Source organism: Delftia sp. K82 (assembly GCF_002193035.1).
GTDB lineage: Bacteria > Pseudomonadota > Gammaproteobacteria > Burkholderiales > Burkholderiaceae_C > Comamonas > Comamonas acidovorans.
Genome location: NZ_MYFL01000001.1, coordinates 2039757 through 2060904 on the forward strand (window position 1 = coordinate 2039757; position 21148 = coordinate 2060904).

General features: G+C 60.5%; 27 protein-coding genes. 20 read left to right on the forward strand and 7 right to left on the reverse strand.

Annotation, left to right across the window (positions count from 1 at the left end; all coding sequences use genetic code 11):
• The first annotated feature begins 4 nt into the window (after window positions 1-4).
• The 14 genes from KDK82_RS09040 to KDK82_RS33095 all read left to right on the forward strand — a co-directional run bounded on the left by KDK82_RS09040 (window position 5) and on the right by KDK82_RS33095 (window position 11721).
• On the forward strand, window positions 5-868 hold the full coding sequence (locus tag KDK82_RS09040; protein ID WP_088164628.1) for a hypothetical protein: 864 nt from the start codon (window positions 5-7) through the stop codon (window positions 866-868).
• Complete coding sequence (locus KDK82_RS09045) at window positions 862-2028, forward strand: hypothetical protein (RefSeq protein WP_088164629.1); 1167 nt, start codon at window positions 862-864, stop codon at window positions 2026-2028. The genes KDK82_RS09040 and KDK82_RS09045 overlap by 7 nt, the downstream gene beginning before the upstream one ends.
• The gene (locus KDK82_RS09050) at window positions 2025-3869 is read left to right on the forward strand and encodes a hypothetical protein (protein ID WP_088164630.1); all 1845 of its coding nucleotides are present in this window, start codon (window positions 2025-2027) and stop codon (window positions 3867-3869) included. The genes KDK82_RS09045 and KDK82_RS09050 overlap by 4 nt, the downstream gene beginning before the upstream one ends.
• Entirely contained in the window at window positions 3866-4318 is a 453-nt protein-coding gene (locus KDK82_RS09055; RefSeq protein ID WP_088164631.1) for a hypothetical protein, read from the forward strand. The genes KDK82_RS09050 and KDK82_RS09055 overlap by 4 nt, the downstream gene beginning before the upstream one ends.
• Window position 4319: 1 nt before the next feature.
• On the forward strand, window positions 4320-6128 hold the full coding sequence (locus tag KDK82_RS09060; RefSeq protein ID WP_088164632.1) for a hypothetical protein: 1809 nt from the start codon (window positions 4320-4322) through the stop codon (window positions 6126-6128).
• Between the two features lie 53 nt (window positions 6129-6181).
• Window positions 6182-6538 (forward strand): hypothetical protein, encoded by a 357-nt coding sequence (locus KDK82_RS09065; RefSeq protein WP_088164633.1) that lies wholly within the window; start codon window positions 6182-6184, stop codon window positions 6536-6538.
• Entirely contained in the window at window positions 6531-7031 is a 501-nt protein-coding gene (locus KDK82_RS09070; RefSeq protein ID WP_143343418.1) for a hypothetical protein, read from the forward strand. Before KDK82_RS09065 ends, KDK82_RS09070 begins: the two co-directional genes overlap by 8 nt.
• 9 nt (window positions 7032-7040) lie before the next feature.
• On the forward strand, window positions 7041-7547 hold the full coding sequence (locus KDK82_RS09075; RefSeq protein ID WP_012205272.1) for a hypothetical protein: 507 nt from the start codon (window positions 7041-7043) through the stop codon (window positions 7545-7547).
• A 956-nt stretch (window positions 7548-8503) separates the two neighbouring features.
• Window positions 8504-8944 carry a hypothetical protein gene (locus tag KDK82_RS09080; protein ID WP_256974420.1) on the forward strand — a complete coding sequence of 147 codons (441 nt, stop codon included), beginning with the start codon at window positions 8504-8506 and terminating at the stop codon, window positions 8942-8944.
• A gap of 49 nt (window positions 8945-8993) precedes the next feature.
• Window positions 8994-9317, forward strand: coding sequence for a holin (locus KDK82_RS09085; protein WP_013802133.1), 324 nt, complete (start codon window positions 8994-8996; stop codon window positions 9315-9317).
• Window positions 9314-9895 carry a lysozyme gene (locus KDK82_RS09090; RefSeq protein ID WP_088164635.1) on the forward strand — a complete coding sequence of 194 codons (582 nt, stop codon included), beginning with the start codon at window positions 9314-9316 and terminating at the stop codon, window positions 9893-9895. Before KDK82_RS09085 ends, KDK82_RS09090 begins: the two co-directional genes overlap by 4 nt.
• A gap of 46 nt (window positions 9896-9941) precedes the next feature.
• Window positions 9942-10319: a hypothetical protein gene (locus KDK82_RS09095; RefSeq protein ID WP_143343419.1), complete on the forward strand. Its 378-nt coding sequence runs from the start codon at window positions 9942-9944 to the stop codon at window positions 10317-10319.
• Window positions 10316-10828 (forward strand): hypothetical protein, encoded by a 513-nt coding sequence (locus tag KDK82_RS09100; protein WP_088164637.1) that lies wholly within the window; start codon window positions 10316-10318, stop codon window positions 10826-10828. The genes KDK82_RS09095 and KDK82_RS09100 overlap by 4 nt, the downstream gene beginning before the upstream one ends.
• Window positions 10825-11721 (forward strand): Gp49 family protein, encoded by an 897-nt coding sequence (locus KDK82_RS33095; RefSeq protein WP_256974421.1) that lies wholly within the window; start codon window positions 10825-10827, stop codon window positions 11719-11721. Before KDK82_RS09100 ends, KDK82_RS33095 begins: the two co-directional genes overlap by 4 nt.
• Here KDK82_RS33095 and KDK82_RS09110 read toward each other — a convergent pair.
• Genes KDK82_RS09110 through KDK82_RS31860 form a run of 4 tightly spaced genes read right to left on the reverse strand, consistent with a single transcriptional unit; the run spans window position 11718 to window position 12703 of the window.
• The gene (locus tag KDK82_RS09110; protein WP_088165475.1) at window positions 11718-11996 is read right to left on the reverse strand and encodes a hypothetical protein; all 279 of its coding nucleotides are present in this window, start codon (window positions 11994-11996) and stop codon (window positions 11718-11720) included. The two genes, KDK82_RS33095 and KDK82_RS09110, sit on opposite strands and share 4 nt — an antisense overlap.
• Window positions 11997-12015: 19 nt before the next feature.
• Window positions 12016-12225: a hypothetical protein gene (locus KDK82_RS09115; RefSeq protein WP_088164638.1), complete on the reverse strand. Its 210-nt coding sequence runs from the start codon at window positions 12223-12225 to the stop codon at window positions 12016-12018.
• Entirely contained in the window at window positions 12218-12421 is a 204-nt protein-coding gene (locus tag KDK82_RS09120; RefSeq protein WP_088164639.1) for a hypothetical protein, read from the reverse strand. The genes KDK82_RS09115 and KDK82_RS09120 overlap by 8 nt, the downstream gene beginning before the upstream one ends.
• Window positions 12422-12433: 12 nt before the next feature.
• A complete protein-coding gene (locus KDK82_RS31860; protein WP_143343420.1) occupies window positions 12434-12703 on the reverse strand; it encodes a hypothetical protein in 270 nt (89 codons plus the stop codon).
• Between the two features lie 237 nt (window positions 12704-12940).
• Here KDK82_RS31860 and KDK82_RS09130 point away from each other — a divergent pair, with 237 nt between their 5' ends.
• Window positions 12941-13603, forward strand: a complete 663-nt coding sequence (locus KDK82_RS09130; protein WP_088164641.1) for an SOS response-associated peptidase — start codon at window positions 12941-12943, stop codon at window positions 13601-13603.
• Window positions 13604-13663: 60 nt separating this feature from the next.
• On the opposite strand, the gene gloA is transcribed toward KDK82_RS09130, so the two are convergent.
• The gene (gloA, locus tag KDK82_RS09135; RefSeq protein WP_218827066.1) at window positions 13664-14119 is read right to left on the reverse strand and encodes a lactoylglutathione lyase; all 456 of its coding nucleotides are present in this window, start codon (window positions 14117-14119) and stop codon (window positions 13664-13666) included.
• Between the two features lie 333 nt (window positions 14120-14452).
• On the opposite strand from gloA, the gene KDK82_RS33100 reads away from it, so the two are divergent.
• The 4 genes from KDK82_RS33100 (at window position 14453) to KDK82_RS09150 (ending at window position 18932) form a co-directional block, all read left to right on the forward strand.
• Window positions 14453-14785, forward strand: a complete 333-nt coding sequence (locus tag KDK82_RS33100; protein ID WP_256974422.1) for a response regulator — start codon at window positions 14453-14455, stop codon at window positions 14783-14785.
• Entirely contained in the window at window positions 14697-15110 is a 414-nt protein-coding gene (locus KDK82_RS33105) for a response regulator transcription factor (protein ID WP_256974423.1), read from the forward strand. The genes KDK82_RS33100 and KDK82_RS33105 overlap by 89 nt, the downstream gene beginning before the upstream one ends.
• Before the next feature lie 114 nt (window positions 15111-15224).
• A complete protein-coding gene (locus KDK82_RS09145) occupies window positions 15225-18173 on the forward strand; it encodes a sensor histidine kinase (RefSeq protein ID WP_256974424.1) in 2949 nt (982 codons plus the stop codon).
• 63 nt (window positions 18174-18236) lie between these two features.
• The gene (locus KDK82_RS09150) at window positions 18237-18932 is read left to right on the forward strand and encodes a response regulator (RefSeq protein ID WP_081816131.1); all 696 of its coding nucleotides are present in this window, start codon (window positions 18237-18239) and stop codon (window positions 18930-18932) included.
• Between the two features lie 11 nt (window positions 18933-18943).
• On the opposite strand, the gene KDK82_RS09155 is transcribed toward KDK82_RS09150, so the two are convergent.
• Both KDK82_RS09155 and KDK82_RS09160 read right to left on the reverse strand, forming a co-directional pair.
• Window positions 18944-19732, reverse strand: coding sequence for an Hpt domain-containing protein (locus KDK82_RS09155; RefSeq protein ID WP_256974425.1), 789 nt, complete (start codon window positions 19730-19732; stop codon window positions 18944-18946).
• Between the two features lie 259 nt (window positions 19733-19991).
• Entirely contained in the window at window positions 19992-20267 is a 276-nt protein-coding gene (locus tag KDK82_RS09160) for an H-NS family nucleoid-associated regulatory protein (protein WP_013802280.1), read from the reverse strand.
• Between the two features lie 504 nt (window positions 20268-20771).
• Here KDK82_RS09160 and KDK82_RS09165 point away from each other — a divergent pair.
• The gene (locus KDK82_RS09165) at window positions 20772-21059 is read left to right on the forward strand and encodes a hypothetical protein (RefSeq protein WP_043782035.1); all 288 of its coding nucleotides are present in this window, start codon (window positions 20772-20774) and stop codon (window positions 21057-21059) included.
• Window positions 21060-21148 lie beyond the last annotated feature (89 nt).

The following is a 21148-nucleotide window of genomic DNA, read 5'->3' on the forward strand; positions in this document are numbered from 1 at the left end:
GACTATGGGCTACCCCCTCATCAACGGCGCTGCAATCAACGCAGAAGAGGCCGGAGAGGCCACGGTCGGCATAGACCTTGTGACTTCGGGGCAGGCCACTGCCCGGCCTGCACTGCTGCCCGCTGGCGCGCTGCCGATGGAGCTGGGTGCGCCACGGGCTGCGCTCGCGCTGAGGCCCGCAGGCATTGATCTGGTCACGTCCGGACAGGCCATCGCACGCTACAACACTGCGCTGCGCCCACCGGGCATTGACCTTGTGTCGGGCGGGCAGGCCATCGCCATGCCGGTGCTGGAGGCCCAAGGCGCGCAGGCGCTGGACCTGGGCGCGCCTCGTGTGCGCAACGGGCTCGATGTCGAGTTGGTTGTGGATGGCCTGGACCTGGTGCGCACCGATTTTGCGTCCATCACCCTCAACCAACTGCCAGTCGATCAGGTGGTGCAGGCCCGCAGTGCGCGGCCCTTGGAACTGGGCCTGCCAGCAGCACAGCCAGGCGCCGTCACGGTGCAGCCTGCCGGCGCTCAACCGCTGGCGTTGGGCATGCCGGGCGCCGGCACCCGCCTACAGGCCCAGGGCGCTCATCCATTGGAAATCGGCATGCCTGCCGCGGGCATTCGCCTGCAGGCCGGCGCCGCCCGGCCTCTGGAGCTGGGCGTGCCATCGGTGGGCGTGGCGCTGCGGGTCAATGGCATCGACCTGGTGCGTGGGGGTACGGCCAGCATCGCGCTGCCTACCGCGCAGCTGCTGGCCGCCAGCGCTTATGTCCTGGAGCTGGGTTCCCCGGGCCTGCCTTCCACAACCGTCCGCGCGCGCGCCGGCTTCCCGCTGCAGCTGGGCATGCCAACCGTGGCCAGGGAGAACACATGCTGACCTTTGAGAAATTCAGTGGCATCAACAACGTGCTGCCCGAACATCGCCTGGGCGGCGATGCGCTGCTTGCGGCCGAGAACGTGGACATTGGGCTCACGGGCGAGATCACGCGCCGCGCCGGCCTCACCCAGGTCTCCGACCTCTGCCACAAGAACCTGCACCAATCCCGCGGCTTCATGCTCGCCACCGTGGGCGCGCAGCTGACGGCGATCCACCCGGACGGCGCGCGCCACGTCATCCACCCCTCGCTGGGCCCTGAGCGAGTCTGGTACTGCAACCTGCCTGACGGCCGCACGACGTGGACCAACGGCCTGATCCAGGGCGTGACGGACGGCCTGGCCAACCAGGAGCGCAGCGTACCCACACCGGCATCCTTGGGCATTCCGGACGTGGCCTTCGGGCAACTGCACCCGGGCCAGTACCGCTACCACCTCAGCCATGTGCGCCTGGCTGACCGGCTCGAAGGCCCGGCCATCAGCTCGGCACCTATCGAGATCGCGGAGGGCGGCCTGCGGCTGGACGGGCTGCCGGTGCGCGAGGGCTACGCCGTGAACGTCTACCTGTCGGGCCAGGACGGGGAGGGCGCCTATCTGGCCGGCGTGGCCACGGGCAGCAGCTTCGAATTCGGTGGCCCCAATTCCGCCCTGGTGCTGCCCTGCCGAACCCTGGGCGCCCAGCCGTTCCCTGTGGGCACCATCACCGCCGCGTGGCGCGGGCGCGTGCTCGTCGCCCAGGGCAATGTGCTGTGGGCCGGCTGGCCCATGGCGCCGCACCTGGCCGACTGGCGCGACTTCCGTCCCATGCCTGCGCCGATCACCGGCATCGTGCCAGTTGATGACGGCATCTATGTGGGCACTGCCGAAGATCTGGTCTTCCTGTCCGGAACGACGTTCGACCAGCTTGCCTATCTGGAGCGCAAAACTGGCCCTGTGGTGCCGGGTTCGGCTGTCGCGGCGCCAGGGCGCTACCTGAAGCTGGGTGACGGCGTGGGTTCGGGCCCAGCCATGGTGTGCATCGCGGGCGGCGAGATTGTGGCTGGCTTCGCGGGTGGCCAGACAGCCAGCCTCACGGCCAACCGCTTCAAGACGCCCGTGGCCGAAGTCGTGGCCACGTTTCGCGTGGTGAACGACATCCCGCAGTACCTTGCGGTGCCGCAATGAGCATCTGGGATCCGCACACCTACAAGCCCGGCGGCGTGCCCATCGGCCCGGTGGCGCCTGCCGCGCTACGCGTGCACGGGGTGCCCGCATCCCAGGGCCAGCTCGGCATGGCCCAGGCCGCGTTTTATCGCTTCTGCATGCAGGCCCGGGTTTCGCATGTGCCCAACCCGGTGGAGGCCGGCCGCCTGCCGGACGGCACCGCATACCGCATCGTGCGCGTGGGCAACACCACCACCATGGAGATCTGGCCCGAGGACACGGCCAATGACCGCCTGAGCGGCATTGGCATCACGCTGGTAGATCTCCAGGGCAACCTGGTGCCGGGCCATATCCATTCCAACGGCACGAGCCCGCAGCTCTACATCCTCACCCCCGAGGCGCGGCCAGGATCTCGCCGGAGCACGGGGCGCTGGCGCGTGCTCAAGGTCAACAGCTACAGCGGCGGGAAAGCGGTGTTCCAGACCCCGCTGTATGACCTCTATCTCACGGGGGTGGACGGTGTGCCGACCTTCTTCCAGTTGCCGCCACCTCCCAATTTCTCGGCGCTGGGCGGCACGAACATGCGGGCGTACCGATATGGCTCCTACGGCCGGGGCTCCAGCATTTACGGCCAGCGCTGCCCCGTCGCGCAATTCCGCTCCGGCGCCGAGCCCCTGCCGTTCTTTCGCAAGCGCGGCGACGGAACGCTCTGGATCATGCAGGCGGTGGCCAAGTACGACGGACAGCAGCGCATTGAGCTCTGGGGGCAGCCATATCGGCCGCCCGGTGGGCCGGTGGGGGATCTGCTGGCGACACTCCCAATCCCAGCAAATCACACCGTCAACTGGGATTCGTTGTCGGCCAGCCCGGATGGCAAGCGCCTGCGCGCGGTGTTCATCGTCACTGGGGGCAATTTCAAACTCGTGGACATCGCAGTTGGTGACGCCAGCTTGTCCATCACGGCCATGACCGAGCGCGGCTATTTCATACCTGGATATGAACAGTCGCACAACTCCGGCACACCTGAATTGCCAGACGTGGTCGGAGTTCGGGTAGGCGATATCTCCTATGGAAATGCGGCGTATGGATTCGATGGAAAAGGCGATGACGTTGAAGCACTGCTCGGCGGCGGCGGCAGGGTCGATAACTGGACATACCGCGAGACATTTTCAAGCGTTGAAATTGGCTCTGATCCAGTGGCTGGCCCAATTCTTTTACAAAACGAGGGCCTATATACCACCACCAGCATGTCGTATCCGGGTGGGCGCGTAAAGCTCAATGGTCGGGATATTGTTTTTCCCGGGCTATCCGGGCAGAGCAATAGCCAGTCACTTGTGACCCGCACGACTGTCGATAACAAAACTCTGACGTACACCGCTTCTGGATTCATCCATGACTGGGTGGAGTCGTGGGACAAAATTGAGGTGCTGTACTTCGATCCGACCACAGAGTTTGTCGTGATTGTGCAGAAGATCCATCGGGAAGATTACAACGCGCAAATCGTCCCCATGCAAACGCCCGATGGCGGGTGGTTTGCGCAAGCTGTGCCGCCACGCGAAACTGGAACCGTGGTTTCGAGCTATGGGTCAGTGATGGTGCAGTGCCGTGGCGAGACCATTGCAACCATCGACATCTCTCACAACGAGACAGACTACTTTGCGGTTTCCGCTGCAGCGGACCCGTGGACTGGCGCCATTTGCGCAAACCTCATGGAATACACAACAGCCAACAGAACCGTGGTCCGCAGGAGTTGGATATTCATTGCGGACGATGCGGGAGCGCGCGAACTGGGCGCCGTGATGAAGCTGCCCACGGACAACTCCGTGCGTGTGCGCACTGATGAAAGCCTGATCTCCGTATGAACAACACCATTGTCTGCAACACCTTGAGCGGTGCCGTGTCCGAATACACGCGCCACGATTTTCAGTCTCTGACGCCCGCCCATGGCGGCAGTGCCACGGGCCTGTATGCCCTGGCCAGCGGCGATACCGACGACGGCCTGCCCATCGTTGCCGAATTGCGGCTGCCAGCAACCATCCGCGAGAGCACGCTGAAAAAGCACCTGGAGATGGTCTATCTGTCCATGCGCGGGCGCGGGTGCGCGCAGTTCTCGGTGCTGGGGCCGAACTCGGAGCGTTGGGCCTACAGCTTCCCGCTCGTGGCCTCAGGGCAGACGCGGTGCCTGCCGGGCCGCGGCATCCGCCAGAACTACCTTGGCTTCGGCCTGAGCACCCCGGCCGGCCAGGCCTTCACGTTGGACCGCATTGAAGTCGTGACGGTCTCGTCCAAAACCCGCCGAGTAGGAGCATGACATGGCATTGGATCTGAACGGACCCGCAGAAATCGTCGAGGACAAATACGCCCGATCCGTCGCGCTGGCCGAGGCCGCGAACCGAGAGGCTGCGGCATGCGCCACGGCGCTGGCGAACAACCTCTACAAGCCCAGCCAGATCGACGTGCGATGGCAGACACTGGCCGCGCCGAACCTGCCGCCCATCCCCGACTTGCCTCAGCTGCCCAACGTCACCTTTGATGAGCCGGAGGGTATGCCGGGGAGCCTGATGCTCCAGATGGACGACGTGCAGATCGACAGCTTCGATGTCACGCCGCCGCAGCTGAATTTTGGGCAGGCGCCGACGCTGAACATCGGCCAGGCCCCGGCGCTGCCCGAGGTCCGTGACGTCGCTGTGCCAGATGCCCCTGATGTCGTGCTGCCGGATGCGCCCCAATTCCTGCAACTGCAGACCCACACCTTCGGCGGCGTGAACCTGCACGAGGACTGGCTTGCGAAGCTGGACGACATACCGACCCTGTCCGTGTTGCAGCCCGCGCCGTTCCAGCACAAGCCCGGGGCGAAATATGCCTCGCAGCTGCTGGACAACCTGAAGGCCTCGCTGAATGCGCGCATCCAGGGAGGCTCCGGGATCGCTCCGGCGGTCGAGCAGCAGATCTGGGACCGTGCACGCGACCGAGAGACTGCCCTGGCGCTGGCGCGAGAGCAGGAGGTGCTGCGCGGCGCCGAGGCGCTGGGCTTCCCGCTGCCCAGCGGCGCGCTTGCGGGCCAACTGGCGGACGCTCGCCGCGAGTTCCACGACAAGCTGTCCGGCCTGTCGCGGGACGTGGCGATCAAGCAAGCAGAGATGGAGCAGCAGAACGTCAAGGACGCCATCACCCAGGCCCTGCAGTTGGAGACCACGCTGCTCGATGACGCCTACAAGCTGGAGATGCTGGCGTTCGAGACCGCCAAGACCACGGCAGACAATGCCCTGGCCGCGTTCAATGCGGCGGTTGAGCACTACAAGGCGCTGCTGGCCGGCTATCAAGCCTATGCCACTGCCTATGACACCGTGATCCGGGCCGAGCTCAACAAGGTCGAGGTCTACAAGGCCATGCTGGCGGCAGAGCAGACAAAGGCCGAGATCAACAAGTCCCTTGTGGATCGCTACCGCGCCGAGATCGACGGGAGCATGGCGGTGGTCGAGATCTACAAGGCCCGCGTTGGCGCTGCACAGACGCTGGTTGAACTGGAGAAAGCCCGCATCCAGGCCGGCGGCGAGCAGGTCAGGGCCTTCGTTGCCACGGTCAACGCAGAGACCGCCCGCGCCGACATGTACAAGGCGCAGGTCGGCGCTGAGGGTACCAAGGTGGAGGCGTTCCGTTCGCTTACCCAGGCCTATGCCTCGAAGGTCGGAGCCCAGGCCGAGAAGGCGCGGGTCGAGCTGGCGCGGTACCAGGCGCAGATTGCCGCGAAGACGCTGGAGTGGGATGGCTGGAAAGCCCGCTTGTCGGCCGCCAGCAGCCGCATGGAGGCCGCCGCGCGCCAGTCCTCGATCGTTGTGGACGGCTACCGTCTGGGCGCATCGGCCGCGGAGGCCCAGGCCGGCGCGTACATGCGACGCTGGGAAGCAGATCTCAAGCAGTACGAGGCAGGCACAAATCTGACCTTCCAGGTAGCGCGCGCCAACAACGACGCGGCGATGCATGCCAAGGACGCGCAGCTGGACGCGGCCAAGGTCGCATACACCACTGCGGCGCAGCGCGTGGCCAGCGCATGGTCCATGGTGTCCACGACCGCAGGTATCAGCGGCGGTGTCAACTGGACCTACAGCGGCCAGCTCTGACCGCCCCCGGCTAGGGTTCGCTTCTGCGGGCCCCGGCCGGGACACTGCGGGGCATGACCAAGCCGGCCAAGCTCCAACTGAAGATCTACCAAGGCGCCACGTTCCGGCGGCGCCTGCGCTGGCTCAGCCCCGACAAGATGCCCATAGACCTGACGGGCTGCACGGCCCGTATGCAGGTGCGCGAGGAGGTGGAGTCCACGGCCGCGCTGCTGGAGCTGAGCACCGAGAACGGGCGCATTGCCCTGGGCGGTACTGCCGGCACGGTGGACCTGCTGGTCGATGCTGGCACCACGGCAGCCATCACCTGGAGCGGTGGCGTGCACGACCTGGAGATCGTTCACCCCGGCGGCGAGGTCACGCGCTTGGCTGAAGGCTCCTGCTGCGTGAGCCCGGAGGTCACCCGTGACTGACGTGCTGATCGTGCACGAGACCGAGATCCTGGCCGAGGAAGCCCAGGACTCGGTTCTGGTCGAGCAGGTCGAGGAAACCGAGATCCTGGCAGTGGCGGAGCAGGGGCCGCCTGGCCGCCAAGGTCAGCCAGGGCCGCCCGGCGGCGCCGCCACCGTCAAGGTCGGCCAGCTGCCCATCAGCGGCCACAGCGTTGTGGCTTGCGACAGCGCTGGCGAACTGGTCGCAGCCGACGCCACCAATCCCGCACATCGCGGCGCCGTCCTCGGCTTGGTGGCCGACGCATACAGCCCTGGCGACGACGCCGTGGTGCAGACCGGCTATGTGCTTGAGCACGTCGGCTGGACCTGGGCGCCCGGCCCGGTGCTGGTCGGGCTGTCGGGGCAACTGGCCCAGGCTCCGCCCGCTGGCGCGCTGTTCGCCCAGGTCATCGGCCGAGCGCTGTCTTCTACCCGCGTACTCATCGACATCAACCCACCCATCACCCTTGCATAGGAGGCCACCATGGCTGCAAAGAAAATTCTCCGCTTCGTCGGCAACAACATCACCGAGGTGTTTGGCGTACAGGCATCCACAGGCGCCGCCAATGCTGGCGATATCGTCTCCCTGGATGATTCCGGGCGCCTGGACATGAGCATGATGCCGGTGGGCATGGGGGCCGATACGGCTGTCATTGCCTCCAGCGAAGCCCTCGCAGCAGGCGACTTCGTGAACATCTGGAACAGCACCGGCGCGAAGGTCCGCAAGGCAGATGGCACTGTGTCCGGCAAGGAGGCCCACGGCTTCGTGCTGGCCGCCGTGACCAGCGGCGCGAACGCCACGGTGTACTTCGAGGGCACCAACACGCAGGTGTCTGGCCAGACGGCTGGCCCTGTCTTCCTGCAGACCACGGCCGGAACAGCAGGGGCCACGGCCCCCAGTGCAGCGGGCAACGTGGTACAGCGCCTGGGCATCGCCATCAGCGCCACGGCCATCAACTTCGAATCCGGCGTCCCGGTGGTGCTCGCGTAAGCCATGGCTCAACGTCGCCCTGTCGTTCTGATCAATGGCGCTCTGCGGGAGCTGCCAGTGGGGGATGTGCTGCCCGCGCGAATCTTGGGCCCTGGCCTGAAGACGCCGTTTTTCGAGAGCGGCGTTTGGACCGCGCCACAAGACGGCATCATTGTTGTGCGTGCAATGTCGGCAGGTGGATCGGGCGCACTCACAAATTCCACAGGCACGGCTGGCACCGGCGGCTATTCCGGCGCATGGGGAATGAAGCTGCTGCGCGTTGTGAAGAATGACGTTGTGACGGTCACCATCGGAGCTGGTGGAGCCGCTGTACTTGCGACTGGCAACGGCAATGCAGGGGGCAACACCACAATCACCGTGCAGGGCGTTACGTACACCTTGCCCGGTGGCCCGGCTGGCATCTACTCTGCGTCTGGAGTGCCCAACGTACCTGACGGCGCGGCGCTACCCGCCGGCTGGGACATTGGGGCCGGATGCGTGAAGCCCGGTGCCATTGCATCTGGTCGAACGGGCGGGGCTGGCGTGGACATCCTGCGTCTTGGCAACAATGCAACAACATCGGGCAGCAGCGCCTATAGCGGGGGAGGGGGCACTGGAGGGCCATCTCCCGGAACAAGAGGAGGCGGTGCAATGCCCAATGGCGCAGATGCCACGGGCCTGCTTGCGACGAATGCGGGAGCGAATGTCGACGCCAGCGATGGCGGTTGGCTGATCAGTTTTTACGGGGGTAGTGGGGGCGGCACAAGCAGCGGCGGTAACGGTGGTGGCGGCGCCGGGAGCACATCAGGTACTGGTGGTGCAGGCGGCAACGGCGGCGGTGGCGGAGGGGGCGGCGCCTCCGGAGGCCAGGGGGGGCTTGGCGGAGGAGGCGGCGGGTGCACTTCTTTCGGCGCCTCTTCGCGCGGTGGGAATGGCTACGCCTGCATCGAGTTCATCGCAGATTTAGGAGTGTCCTGATGCCTGTGATCGAAATCGTGGACGGTGCGGGCATAGCCGTGGACCGCATCCTTGCAACCATCGAGATTGCAGAGCAACTGCACCCCGGGGCGTGGCGCCTTGCCCCTGAGCCGGCTCCGGAAGATGTGGCAGGCCCTACGCACGAGGTGCCCCGTTGGGCCGGCCGCCTGGCGCTCAAGCGGCATGTGCTGGGGCAGGATGCCCTGGTGCTGCTGGCCCCTGACGATGCCCGTCCCGAGGACAACCTGCTGGCGCGCGTGCTGGCGTGGCGCGACACCTTGCAGCCCGGCGAGATGTTGGACCGGGTGGACGCAGTGCTCAACGATGCCAAGGACTGGCTGCGCGACAGCGAGACCGTGGCGGCGGTGGCTGCTGTGCTGGGCCTGACAGCGGAGCAGGTGGACGCGTTGTTCGCCTGGGCAGCAGCGCAGCGAGCGTAGCCCCCGTGTAGGGTTCGCCAGCGCGGCCCAGCCCCGGAATCATCGGGGCATGAAAACTGAAACCCTCGAAGCCATTGGCGCGGCAGGAAACAAGGCGACGATCCTTGGTGGATCTGTCGCCGTGGCCGGCAAGATGTCTGCGGCAGACCTCGCGGCCTACGTCGGGGCTCTGGTGGCAATCATCGGCCTGTTGATCACCTGGTTCTATAAGCGTGAGGCAGCCAAGCTCCGGCGCGCTGATGACGCTCGCAGGGAACGGGAGTTTCTACGCAGAGATGCCGAGCGGCAATTGCGCATGGACCTGATGCGAGCCACAGGCGCTCCGGCGCAGCACTACGACACAGATTTGGGTGTGCTCGAGGTGGACGAATGAACGCCGGCCGCGTTTCTGCCGCTGGCCTGAGCATCGGCGCCGCCATCTTGGCGTCTTGGATCGCTGCCGAGGGTTTCAGCTCCGCGCCCATCATCCCGGTGCGCGGCGACGTGCCAACCATCGGCCACGGCGCCACGCGCTACGAGGACGGCACACGCGTGACCCTGGCCGACCCGCCCATCACCCGCGAACGGGCGCGCGAGCTGGCCATCAACCTGCTGGAGCAGCAGTACGGTGCTTGCGTGCGCGATTCGCTGGGCGAAACGCTGGTGCATCCGGTCGAGTTCGCCCAGGCCGTGGACTTCGCGGGCCAGTACGGCTGCGGGGCCTGGCGCGGCTCCTCAATGTTGGCACGCACACGGGCTGGGGACTATGCCGGGGCATGCAATGCCTACTTGGCCTATCGCTACATGACCAGCGCCCAGCCGCTGCAGGGCTACAGCGCATACCAGTGGGATGCAATTGGCCGCCCGAAGCGCTGGCGCTACGACTGCAGCACGCCCGGCAACCGCATCTGCCGCGGAGTCTGGATCCGTCAGCAGGCGCGGTACGCCGCGTGTATGGAGGCCCAGCAATGAACCCGATCCTCTGGGCAATGTGGTGGTACTGGTGGAGGGGCGGGCGATGAAGTGGCTCAGCCGTGACACGGTGCGCCTGCCGTACATGACTCTTTGCCTGTCTCAGGCAGAGTTCTTGAAGGTGGCCGCTCGCTGCAACGTGCCCGATCCTGGAGTGTGGATGGATGTCGATCGCCAACTGGCGGTAGTGCACACATGGGAAAACGACAGTGGCTTGTTCTGCGTGGTGTGCTTGAACCGCTCGGCTGCAGAGGCAGACCCCATATCCGTCGCATGCGCCTTGGTCCACGAGTCTGTTCACGTTTTCCAGAGGCTGTGCGACAGCATTGGCGAGGAAAGGCCGTCGAGGGAGTTCGAGGCCTATTCCATCGAGCGCATCTCTGAAGCGCTGATGCGCGAGTACGCCAGGAGGGTGTGCACATGATTCCCGCGCTCTACACCCACTTGGCCGCCGCCGCCGTGGCCGCCTTCCTGGCTTGGAGCTACCAGGGCGCGCGACTGGGCGCCGAGCTGGCCGAGGCACGGCTGGAAACCACCACCCAGCAGCTGGCCACCAGCACGGCGCAGCGCGCGGCCGACGCCCGCGTGCGCAGCGCCGAAAAGGCCATGACCACCAAATACCAAGGAGCCCTCAATGCCGCCCGTGACCGCGAGGCGCTGCTGCGCCGTGATCTTGACCAGCTGCGCGCTGTCTCTGACGGCCTGCGCGAGCAATCCGCAGATGCCGCCCGCCGACTTACCAGCGCTCCCGCCGCCGCCGTCCTTGAGTACGCCACTGCCGTCAACGCCGTATACGACGACTGCCGCGCAGCGTATGGGGACATGGCAGCAAAGGCTGCAGGCCACGCAGCTGATGTCCAAACCCTCGGTGCCGCCTGGCCCGTGATCCCGAGCCTGCCGGCCGCAGGCACCACCGCAGAGAGCAATCCATGACCACTTCCCCCATCAAGCCAACCATCGGCCGCCGTGTCTGGTTCCGCCCGAGCGCTCAGTTCCTGGAGCGCAATCCGACCGTGACGCAACTGGGGCCCCTCCAGCCCATGGATGCAGGCATCGTTTATGTCCACCACGATCACATGGTGAACTTAGCGGTGTGCGATCACGTTGGCCGCACGCACATGGTGCCCAGCGTGCCGCTCCTGGCAGGCCAATGGGAGCCGAGCGACGGCGACTACATGGTGTGCGAGTGGATGCCCTACCAGAAGGGCCAGGCTGCGAAGACCGAGGCCGCGCCTGGTGCGATCGAATTCAAGTCCTACGCCGACGGCACTGTGGCCACCGGTCCGGGCCCGCTGCCCGAGGCCTCGCCGGCTGAGCAGTCTATCGAAGCCGAGATCCAGGCCAAGGGCAAGACAGCGGCACGGGTCACCCCGGATGACATCCAGCGGGAGATCGTGGAGGAGACCTACTTCACTGCTGCCGAAGGCCGGCACGGCCACTCGCACAAGAACCACGGCTTCGATTACGACGAACCCGCCGACAGCCCGCTCAATCTGCTGACCTTCTGCGTGCTCCGCCTGCGCAATGGCTTCACCGTGACCGGCGAGTCGGCCTGCGCGTCCCCCGAGAACTTCGACGCCGCCATCGGCCGCCGCATCGCGCGCGAGAACGCCGTGCAGAAGATCTGGCCGCTGCTGGGCTTCCGGCTGCGCGACAAGCTGGCGGGCATCAACGACCCCAGCAAGGCGGAGCAGGTCTTGGAGGAAGTGCTGTCTGTCGTGCAGCACTTCCTCCCGCCGGATGGCGGCACAGTCCATGAGGCGATGGACAAGATCATCGGGCTGGTGGACCCCTGGCCGTTGAGCAGCCGCCCGGCTGGAGCCTAAGCCGCAGGCGCCGGGTCAGCCGGCGCTATCGAGACCACCGTGCCGTCGATTGCGATCATCTCCCCGCGCGTATTCGGGTCTGCATCAAGCGGCACGCCCCACATCGTCCCGGGGTGCTCGCCCTTGTGCATGACGTGGTCCAGGTGATACAGCTCCTCGGGGGGAAGCCTGAACCGCTGGGGGTACTTGTCGCCGTGGGCCTTCCAATGTCCAGCGAAACCTGCGACGACGCGCTGGTGGACTGTGTGCTTGGGATGTGTCGGATCGATTGGCATGGCCGGCATTGTGCCGTGCTCAGCCTTCGGGGCAGCACTCCATGGCCCAGTCCAGCGCAGCCTCGGCCGTGTCGTGCGGCCCGTCGAACGCCTTGATGCCGCGCTCATCGTCCCAGAGTGCTCCGGTCCATCGCCGTGCAGCAGGGAAGGGTAGGCGGCCATAGTCCACGACGACCGCATACCAGCCCGGTGCGGTTGGCGACCCGCCCCAGGTCATGCCATCAGCCATGGCGCGCCGGCAGGATCTGCACGGGACCGAGGCCGCTGTGCACGATCTGACCGCCTGGGCCAAGCACCACAAACCAGTCTCGATGCGCCTGCTCGATGCGGTATTCCTCGGGTCGGCCTGGTAGCAGCTCCTCCTCTGGCACGCCGAACCAGGGGTGCATGCGCAAGATGGTTGGATAGATCAGCGGCGGGTGCATGACTGTCTCCTATCAGCGTGTGAACGGCATCTCGCGCCCTTGCTCTGCATGCCACTGCCTTGCAACGCTGGGCGCCTCGGAACGAGGAGGCAGTGTCTCGGGTAGCTTCGGAGTGAAACGGGCGGCATCGAATTTCTTCAGCGGCGCGGCGTCGAGGGATGCAATTGGGCGGATGAGCCACATCTGCTCGTACTCAGCAATCCCCTCCTCGACTCGGGCGCAGACGTGGCCGCGCCAAAGCATTGCATCGCCAAGAACGTCCAGCAGGACGGGCTCAAACATGCGGGGCCCTGGTATGTCCTGACTGCTCCACTCGACCCAAAGGGACGCGACGCGCATGTTGCGCCGGCTGTTGTTGGTCTTGCCGTCGTCGTAGGCGATGCGCAGGTCTCCTCGGACGGGCGCTGGCCAGTCTTTGGGCGCCAGGCGGAGGCCGGCGCGGCGGAGTTCAATGAGTTCGCAAAACACTGTGTAAATATACAGCTATAGGATTGACCCCGGAAAAGTTAGCATCCACTTATGTGCAATCGATATAAGTCGCCCCGGGAAGATGAAATCGAACGCATGTGGCGTGTCGGTCGCCAGGACCCGAACCGCTGGTGGGATGCTGAGGTGTTCCCGCGCGGCACTGGCGCGTTCGTGCGCCGCGCCCAGGACGACACGGGCTACAGCCGGGAGCTGGTGGCGGGGCAGTGGGGCCTCATCCCGTGGTTCGCCAAGGAGCCGCGCCTGAAATTCCAGACCAACAACGCGCGCAGCGAAGAATTGAGCCAGAAGGCAAGCTACAAGCACCCCTGGGCCAGAGGCCAGCGCTGCATCATCCCCGCGACGACGTTCGATGAACCGAACTGGGAGAGCGGGAAAAACGTGTGGTGGAGATTCGCCCGCGCGGACGGAGACCCGTGGGGTCTGGCGGGCTTGTGGAATGTGTGGACCGACCCTGCCACGGGCCAGGTGCATGAGAGCTACACGATGCTGACGATCAACGCCGACGCGCATCCGCTGATGTCGAGGATGCACAAGCCAGATCCGAAGCTGCCCGCTGATCGACAGGACAAGCGCAGCGTGATCCAAATCGAGCTCGGTGACGTTGATCAGTGGCTTGCCGGCACAGTGGCCGAGGCCTCGCAGTTGCTGCGCGTGGCGCCAGTCGAAGTGTTCCAGGCCGGCCCGGTGACCTGAACCCCAAACGCAAAAAAGCCCCCTCGGCTGCCATCACGGCGCCGAGGGGGCTTTTGTCGTTTAAGCGCTGCGCAATGGATCTATTTTCTCTCCATTGGCTTCTGAATGGCGGTCGTCTTTGTAAGTCCTTGATTTTTCTTGTATGAGTTCGATCTTGTAGCCGTCCGGATCCGTCACAAAGGCAATCACCGTGGTCCCGCCCTTGACGGGGCCTGCCTCGCGCGTCACGTTGCCGCCGGACGCCTTGATCTTCTCGCAGGCGGCGTACGCGTCCGGCACGCCAATGGCGATGTGGCCATAGGCCGAGCCCATGTCATAGGCCTCAGTGCCCCAGTTGTAGGTCAGCTCGATCTCGGCTTGGGCCGGGTTGCCGCCCTCGAAGCCCAGGAAGGCCAGGGAGTATTTGTACTCCGGGTTCTCGGAGGTTCGCAGCAGCTGCATGCCAAGAACCTGTGTGTAGAAATCGATGGAGCGCTGGAAGTTGCCAACGCGCAGCATGGTGTGGAGGATTCGCATCCCTCGATTGTGCCGGGATTCCGCCATCTCTTCAGCCGCCCGCCAAGCGCCGCAGTGATCTCCTCCCGCACAGGCCTGGCGCCTTCCCGCAGATCGGGCACTTCAGGTCCTGACGGCATCTGGCCCGAATCCATTCAACCATTGGTTCAACTGTCTGTTGAATTCTAGGAGTGGGCCCTAGGACTGGTACCCGATTTTTGGGAAATAAATCTTGCAAATCAGACAAATCTTAGATTTTTGGATTGAAAAATCAGACAAATCCAATTAAATCCTAGTAGCCGGCTGCCTAGAATAGGAATGTTCTTCGTGCGAATTATTTTAATTTTTTGAGTCATGAAAAATTTCGTCTTGCGGATATTAATTGCCGATGACCATCCGGCAGTTCTGGCAGGCATAGAGAGTGTTTTGGAGGATAAGCATGAAATAGAGATTGTAGGTCGAGCGAAAAACTCCACGGAAATCATAAGCTTTCTGAAGAAAAACGAATGTGATGTTTTGGTAACTGATTACTCCATGCCCGGTGGAACCTACGGTGATGGTCTGGTGATGCTGAATGTCATTCGTAAAAGATTTCCAAGTGTCAAGCATCGTCATGCTGACAATGATCGAGAACATTGGAATCATCAAATCTCTTACCAACCAAGGAATCTACAGAATTGTCCATAAAACGGATTCTTTGGGAAGTCTGCTGCCCGCCATCTACGCTGCATACACGGATGGTCAATTCATATCTCCCAGTGCAAGCAAGCTGCTGGGAGGAGAATGGCTGGGCGCGGTGCGGACATCGATAGAACTCTCAAAACGGGAAGAAGAGGTTCTGCTTCTTTTCATCTCTGGCATGACGGTGTCCGAGATAGCAAAAAAACTCTATCGCAGTATCAAGACGGTCAGCACGCACAAGGTGGCTGTCATGAACAAGCTGGGTATACGCAAGGACATTGATCTCATTCGCTATGGAATTGAGATGGGCTGGATTGACGTAAGAAAATAGGTGCAGAAATGCATCGTCATTGCCGCAGACGATCCGACCAAGCTCCATGCCATCCGCAGCTTTCTTGCAAAGATTTCTTTTATTACATGAGGAGATCCACAGCCTGATCGATGGTTGTATCTTGATGCCCAGATGGAAATATATAAAAAAGAGGCTGGAGAAAAGGAAGAGCTCCACCTTCTGACCAAATACAACAAGACACTGCTTTTTGGCGGTGGCCTGGTTTTCTCTCTTCTTATCATTGTTTTGGCAATGCTTGCAGCCCTGTTCGAGCTCAATGACTTCATGGAGGAAAGAAGAGCAGTATTCCAGAGCAAGAGAACCCGGGTTCTGGTAGAAATAGAAACAAAGCAAGTCATTATGATGCGAGGAATCATTGCATCAGAGTTGCTTTGGGGGCAGACGCACACATCTCATCCCGGTGTCTTTGCCGGGGCAGATGCTGTGATGGCAGGGGTGAGTCCTGTGGTATTGCTTGAGAATAAGATCAACAAGAATGTACACAAGCACTACAGAGATATGTTGGGAGAGCTGGCATATTTGGCAAATTCCAGCTTTCTTCAAAATGGAAGAGCAATATCTGCCTATGTCTTCAGTCCGGACAGATCGTTCATAGGTGTCCTTGTGCCGCAGGTGCCAAACGAGCATGAGCGAAAAGACATGCTCTTGAAACTCAGGGAACAGATTTCGACTTTGCCTGAAGATAACGGCACCATCATTCCGTCCGTCCAGCTGCGTCATCCCATATGGCTGCCTCCGAGTAAAAGCATTCTGACTGGGGAGATGTCATTTCAGATTGTTGTTTCGGCTTTCCAAGATGGAAAGCCATTTCTCACGGTGGTGAGCGACATGCCGACTCAATATATCGAGAGCCTTATGCAGCAGGGTGAAGGCAGGAACTCCTTATTTATTATTGATTCTCAAGGCAGCGTTGCGTTGGGTGGGGAGGGGATCGGCGATGCAATAGGGGATTTTTTTGATATCGAGGCGTCGAAATTTCACGGAGGACTGATAAGTAGATATATTTTGAGCAAGTATGGTGCCGTCTATAAAAATGGATATTTTTATTACTATTCGAGAATATCAAATACGAACATGATACTTCTCCAGGTTTTTTCCTGGAAAGATGCTGTGTATTTAAATGGGAAGTCCCTTGTATATTTGCTATTTTCATTGATATTCATCATTTTTTTCTGGTGTTTTTTGATATATTTTTATGATAGGGTTTTTATTCCAATATATGGGAAAGCCAAAAATGTTTTTGACACGGAACATCTAAGCCGCACCATCATTGCCATGGCGCCTTATGGACTTGGTCTTCTTGATTTCAAGGAAAAGAAGATGCTGTTGGAAAACAGCATGATGTACAAGTACAAAGAAAGCATGGTGTTGGATGATAAGTCTGCTGGTGAGCGGTTGATTGAATATTTTCTCAGATTCTACGGTGAGAAATATCTGAGTGGAAAAAAGACTGAATATTTGCCGGTAGTCAGCGAAGTCGTGGTCTCTTACAACGGAACAGTTGCAGAGCTTTCAGTGATCATGGTGAAGGCCAAATATCAGGGGAGGCATGTCCTGCTGTGTGGATTTGCCGATATCACTGCACACAAGCAGGTGCAAAGAAATCTGGAAGATGCCAAAAAGGCGGCAGAAGAGGCAAACCAGGAAAAATCTTCTTTTCTTGCTGCCATGAGCCACGAGATACGCACGCCACTGAATGCAATATTGGGCAATCTGGAAATACTGGGAAGAAGCTCCATGTCAGAAGAGCAGCAAACCAGGCTCACCACCATATCATCTTCATCCCATTCTCTTTTGACGCTGCTGAATGATGTTCTCGACTTCTCGAAGATCGAGTCTGGTCAGATGAGTGTGGAATTTGCCAGCTTTGATCTCAAGTCTGTGATTCGGCAGGTGGCTGCCATTTACAAACCGCTGGCTGCGGAATTAGGTATAGGATTTTCCTTGATCATTGACCATTCGCTGAGGGAGGGATATATAGGAGATGGCGAGAGAATAAAGCAAATCCTCAACAATCTTCTCAGCAACTCCTTGAAATTCACCAAGGCTGGCAAGATTGACGTATTTGCATCAGACAGGGCCGGTGAGCTCAAGATCAAAGTGTCAGATACCGGGATAGGCATTCATCCCTCACAGCACCCCTTCATCTTTGATGCATTCAAGCAGGCAGGATCGGATATAGCGGCGGAATTCGGTGGTACGGGGCTGGGCCTGACGCTGTGTCAGCGTATGGCACATCTCATGGGCGGGGAAATCCGGTTCTTCAGCGTGCCGGGAAAGGGCAGCATTTTCGAATTGACCTTGCCCGCATGCCACGCCCAGCCTGTTCCTGCTTCCTTGGGGTGGGACGATGGCGATGTCATGCTTGCAGACGATGAAAGCGCAGGTTATGGCGCAAGGATTCTCATCGTCGATGATCACCCGGTCAATAGGCTGCTGCTTCTGGATCAGCTGAAAATCCTCGGCTTCGAGGCGGAATCTGCAGAAGGCGGGGAATCCGCATTGCGAATGATGTCGCAGAATATCTATGACCTGGTCCTTACGGACCTGCAAATGCCTGGCATGAGCGGTTATGTACTTGCTCAGCGCATCAAACAGAATTATCCGGGAATTCCTGTGGGAGCAATAACGGCACATGCAGGCAAGCAGGAAAAATTCAAATGTGCGAAATTTGGCATCGTAGATATTCTTGTCAAGCCGGCCTCCTTGAAAAACATCAAGGAATTCATTGGGAAAAATATAGGAAAGTCTGGCAAGGGTGTCGCTGAAGCTGCGGAAGTCCCGGGCAGTAGATTGCCTTATCGTGATGTATTGATTTCAGCAACCGAAAGCTCATTGGCTGCGTTGAAAAAGCATTTGCTGCAAGGGGATCTGATGGCTGTGCATCGTGAAATTCATGCCATGAAAGGGTCATTTGCGGTGGCTGGGCTGAAGGATAGAGTGGAAGATATGGACCGATTATCATCTCTTGTCAATATGCGGCGCCTCCGTGCAGTGGATGATGCCCTGACTGACCTGCTGGAGAACCTGAGAGATATCTGATGAGCCGTGGTGCAATGATGCTGCACTGAACGATTGTGTTTATTCCGTTGATGGCGCCAAATCATGTTTTCCAATATGAATCATAGAAAAGATTTGAATATATCCGTACTGCTGGCCGATGATCATCCTGGAATCATCTCAGGCATTCGGCATGAGCTGTCTTCTGAGCTGGAAATCCTGTTGAAAGCCAGTGTTTCAAATTCAACCGATCTGGTGAAAAAGTTGGATGAGGGTGGCTTTGACGTGCTTGTGTCGGATTACTCCATGCCTACGGGTCAATACGGAGATGGCTTGAATCTGTTTGGCTATATATCCAGAAGATTTCCTAACCTGGGTTTGGTGGTTCTGACCATGCTGGACAATTCCGCCATTCTTCAGGCGCTGGGCAAGGTGTCGAACATCAGCATCGTGAGCAAGGCGGACCCTGTGCTGCATCTGGTTCCAGCCATTCATGCCGCTTATACAGGAGGGACATACTTCTCCCCCGCCATTTCCGAGCGACTGGAAAAAATGAATGCGGGTGTCATGGGAGGCGAAGGAAAATCACCGGGGGTGCTCAGTCCCAAGGAATCGGAGGTGGTAAGGCTTTATGCGGCCGGTTTGCGTATCGACGAGATCGCGGCCAAGCTGAACAGAAGCAAGAAAACCATCAGTACCCAGAAAGTCAAGGCCATGCACAAGCTTGGAATTGAACGGGACATTGATCTGATGAAGTATGCCCTTGAGTGCGGATGGGTGACCTCATCGAGATCTCAATGACGGCCGGTTCTTTATCTGCCGTTCAAGGTCCGGATTTCTTCCAGGAGCTGGTCAAGCTGCAATTCCAGCGCCAGCAGCGAGTGCGCATGGTGTATCAGTCCATCATGGTTGATGCCGTTTTCCAGGCCAGCGCAGCGTATTGACAGCTCAGTCAGGTCAAAAAATCGCAGTGAACCGGAAAGATTGTGCAGCTCTCTTTGCACATCCTTGCGATTCTTGCTGGATTTGATGATCGCCAGCGACGAACGTGCAGACTCCAGAAAGGCCGTTCTGATGGGGGCCGGGATCTGTTGAAAATGGGCGACGTCATCGGTCGACGAAATGCGGCCGCTGTTGGCAGGCCGGGGCTGAACGGCCAGTTGCAGTGCATCAAAAAGGCCCTGCAGCGAACGCCAGGAGACTTCGATGATGCGGGCGTTGATCACCTTGGGTTGCAGGGGGTGATCAGCCTCGCATTCGATGATGCTTGCAGCTCCTGCCACCAGGCGGTTTTCATCCTTGGGATTCCAGGACGTTTTCGATCCGCAAAGCACAACAACCTGGAACTTCTGGAGGCGATCCTGGCGAATGGCTGTGGGATGGTGGCAGGCCGTGGTCGCCAGGCCCCAACTTTTGAGGTGCGGGAGCAGATGGGCGTGCAGTTCATCGGATGACGAGATGAACAAAACCTGCTCGCCTGAAAATGACAAAGCGGAGGAGGGGGGCTCTTCTGTGGTGGTTATCGATTCGGCGGCAGTCGAGAACTTTTCAGAACGGTATGGTGTGGGTGCACTGTCCAAGGTGGATGTCTGTTTTTTCATGGGTGGCCGAGCATCTGGAGCCGGCATCTGCAGCCAGTCACTCGCTGGAGGCTTCAGATCCGGCTGGAAGATTGGACCACGGCATCCATCCATGGTGCATGTTTAAGGACATGTCCATAGAGCATCCTTGTTTCACCTGCGTGGCGTCTGGCCTTGGAAGCCCAAGCCCGGGAATTCAGGTGTGTCAGCAAGTGCCGCAAGAATGAAAAAAGCCTGCAGAGAACTGCAGGCTGTTTTCATGGAGGCGTTTATCCAGGCTTCAGATGGCGAACTGGGCGCGATCCTTGTCCTTGATCCAGGCGGGGGGCTTGCCACGGCCGGTCCAGGTGTCACCGGTTTCGGGATTGCGGAACTTGGGGGCCACGGTGGAGGGGGCGCGGCGTGCCGTGAAGATGTCGTCGGCAGTCAGGCCGTAATCCTGAACCAGACCGCGAATCTTGGCGATCACATCACTGACTTCTTGCTTGCGTGCTGTCTGGATCTGGGCCTCGAGTGCCTCGCGCTGTGCCAGAAGTTCTTTGTATGTGGTGTTCACGGTAGTTTGCCTTTCATGGATTGAAGCGCGAATATTAACGGTTTTTTAAGAACAAGTTTGCATGCTTTCGATCATTTTCTCCTATGACTGCCATTGGCCGTCCTGACCGTGTTCAAAATGTCCGGTCAACGCCAGGTAAAGGCCATGTAAAGAGCCGGTAGTTATGGGGCGCTGTATGTTCCGGAGCCCTTCAAAATCCTGCATGCCCTCGCTTTCAGGTTTGAAGCGCCGTGGTTCACAGAAGTGAGTGATCGGCTGCGAAGGAGTTTGGGCTTATTGAAGGGGATGTGAAAGGCGATGCCGTGATCAAACTGCACCGCACATTCGAAATTATTGAGATCCAGTCTGTACGCTGCTTGCCAACGGCTTTTTGCGTGGGGTTTGGGGAGGGTGGCGAGCGGACTGCAAGCGAAAGATGAGGGTGTTGGTGGTCCCGGGACATCCTTCGCAAAAGACACGCGTTTTTGCCCACAAAACTGTTTATTCATACAGTATGATGCGGCCATGAGCATCGATCAGATCGCCTTCGCACTCCCCGCAGTCCTTGCCGTCTGGCTGTCGCAGTCCCGTTCCGTTGCCCTGCGGCGGTGGGCCTGCCTTCTCGGCCTGGGATGCATGCCTTACTGGATATATGTGGCTCTGTTGGCCGGGCAATGGGGCATGTTGGCCTTGGCAGGCGCCTTTGCGCTGGGCTGGCTCAAGGGGCTTTGGGTGCACTGGCTGGCACCTCGTCGGCGTGAGGCCGTGGGCTCGGGCCTGGGCACCATCCAGATCACGCCGGGCACCCGTTGACGGCTGGGCCGCTGGTCCGCGCCTTGTGTTCATCGATGCTGCAGACGGGCGCGTGTTTTACGGGCGCTGTGCATGGCGTGCTCGGGAAT

Coding starts and splice junctions, on each gene's coding strand:
- KDK82_RS09040 (WP_088164628.1), top strand. CDS start 5: ATGGGCTACCCCCTCATCAACGGCGCTGCAATCAACGCAGAAGAGGCC.
- KDK82_RS09045 (WP_088164629.1), top strand. CDS start 862: ATGCTGACCTTTGAGAAATTCAGTGGCATCAACAACGTGCTGCCCGAA.
- KDK82_RS09050 (WP_088164630.1), top strand. CDS start 2,025: ATGAGCATCTGGGATCCGCACACCTACAAGCCCGGCGGCGTGCCCATC.
- KDK82_RS09055 (WP_088164631.1), top strand. CDS start 3,866: ATGAACAACACCATTGTCTGCAACACCTTGAGCGGTGCCGTGTCCGAA.
- KDK82_RS09060 (WP_088164632.1), top strand. CDS start 4,320: ATGGCATTGGATCTGAACGGACCCGCAGAAATCGTCGAGGACAAATAC.
- KDK82_RS09065 (WP_088164633.1), top strand. CDS start 6,182: ATGACCAAGCCGGCCAAGCTCCAACTGAAGATCTACCAAGGCGCCACG.
- KDK82_RS09075 (WP_012205272.1), top strand. CDS start 7,041: ATGGCTGCAAAGAAAATTCTCCGCTTCGTCGGCAACAACATCACCGAG.
- KDK82_RS09080 (WP_256974420.1), top strand. CDS start 8,504: ATGCCTGTGATCGAAATCGTGGACGGTGCGGGCATAGCCGTGGACCGC.
- KDK82_RS09085 (WP_013802133.1), top strand. CDS start 8,994: ATGAAAACTGAAACCCTCGAAGCCATTGGCGCGGCAGGAAACAAGGCG.
- KDK82_RS09090 (WP_088164635.1), top strand. CDS start 9,314: ATGAACGCCGGCCGCGTTTCTGCCGCTGGCCTGAGCATCGGCGCCGCC.
- KDK82_RS09095 (WP_143343419.1), top strand. CDS start 9,942: ATGAAGTGGCTCAGCCGTGACACGGTGCGCCTGCCGTACATGACTCTT.
- KDK82_RS09100 (WP_088164637.1), top strand. CDS start 10,316: ATGATTCCCGCGCTCTACACCCACTTGGCCGCCGCCGCCGTGGCCGCC.
- KDK82_RS33095 (WP_256974421.1), top strand. CDS start 10,825: ATGACCACTTCCCCCATCAAGCCAACCATCGGCCGCCGTGTCTGGTTC.
- KDK82_RS09110 (WP_088165475.1), bottom strand. CDS start 11,996: ATGCCAATCGATCCGACACATCCCAAGCACACAGTCCACCAGCGCGTC.
- KDK82_RS09115 (WP_088164638.1), bottom strand. CDS start 12,225: ATGGCTGATGGCATGACCTGGGGCGGGTCGCCAACCGCACCGGGCTGG.
- KDK82_RS09120 (WP_088164639.1), bottom strand. CDS start 12,421: ATGCACCCGCCGCTGATCTATCCAACCATCTTGCGCATGCACCCCTGG.
- KDK82_RS31860 (WP_143343420.1), bottom strand. CDS start 12,703: ATGTTTGAGCCCGTCCTGCTGGACGTTCTTGGCGATGCAATGCTTTGG.
- KDK82_RS09130 (WP_088164641.1), top strand. CDS start 12,941: ATGTGCAATCGATATAAGTCGCCCCGGGAAGATGAAATCGAACGCATG.
- gloA (WP_218827066.1), bottom strand. CDS start 14,119: ATGCGAATCCTCCACACCATGCTGCGCGTTGGCAACTTCCAGCGCTCC.
- KDK82_RS33100 (WP_256974422.1), top strand. CDS start 14,453: ATGAAAAATTTCGTCTTGCGGATATTAATTGCCGATGACCATCCGGCA.
- KDK82_RS09150 (WP_081816131.1), top strand. CDS start 18,237: ATGTTTTCCAATATGAATCATAGAAAAGATTTGAATATATCCGTACTG.
- KDK82_RS09155 (WP_256974425.1), bottom strand. CDS start 19,732: ATGAAAAAACAGACATCCACCTTGGACAGTGCACCCACACCATACCGT.
- KDK82_RS09165 (WP_043782035.1), top strand. CDS start 20,772: ATGAGCATCGATCAGATCGCCTTCGCACTCCCCGCAGTCCTTGCCGTC.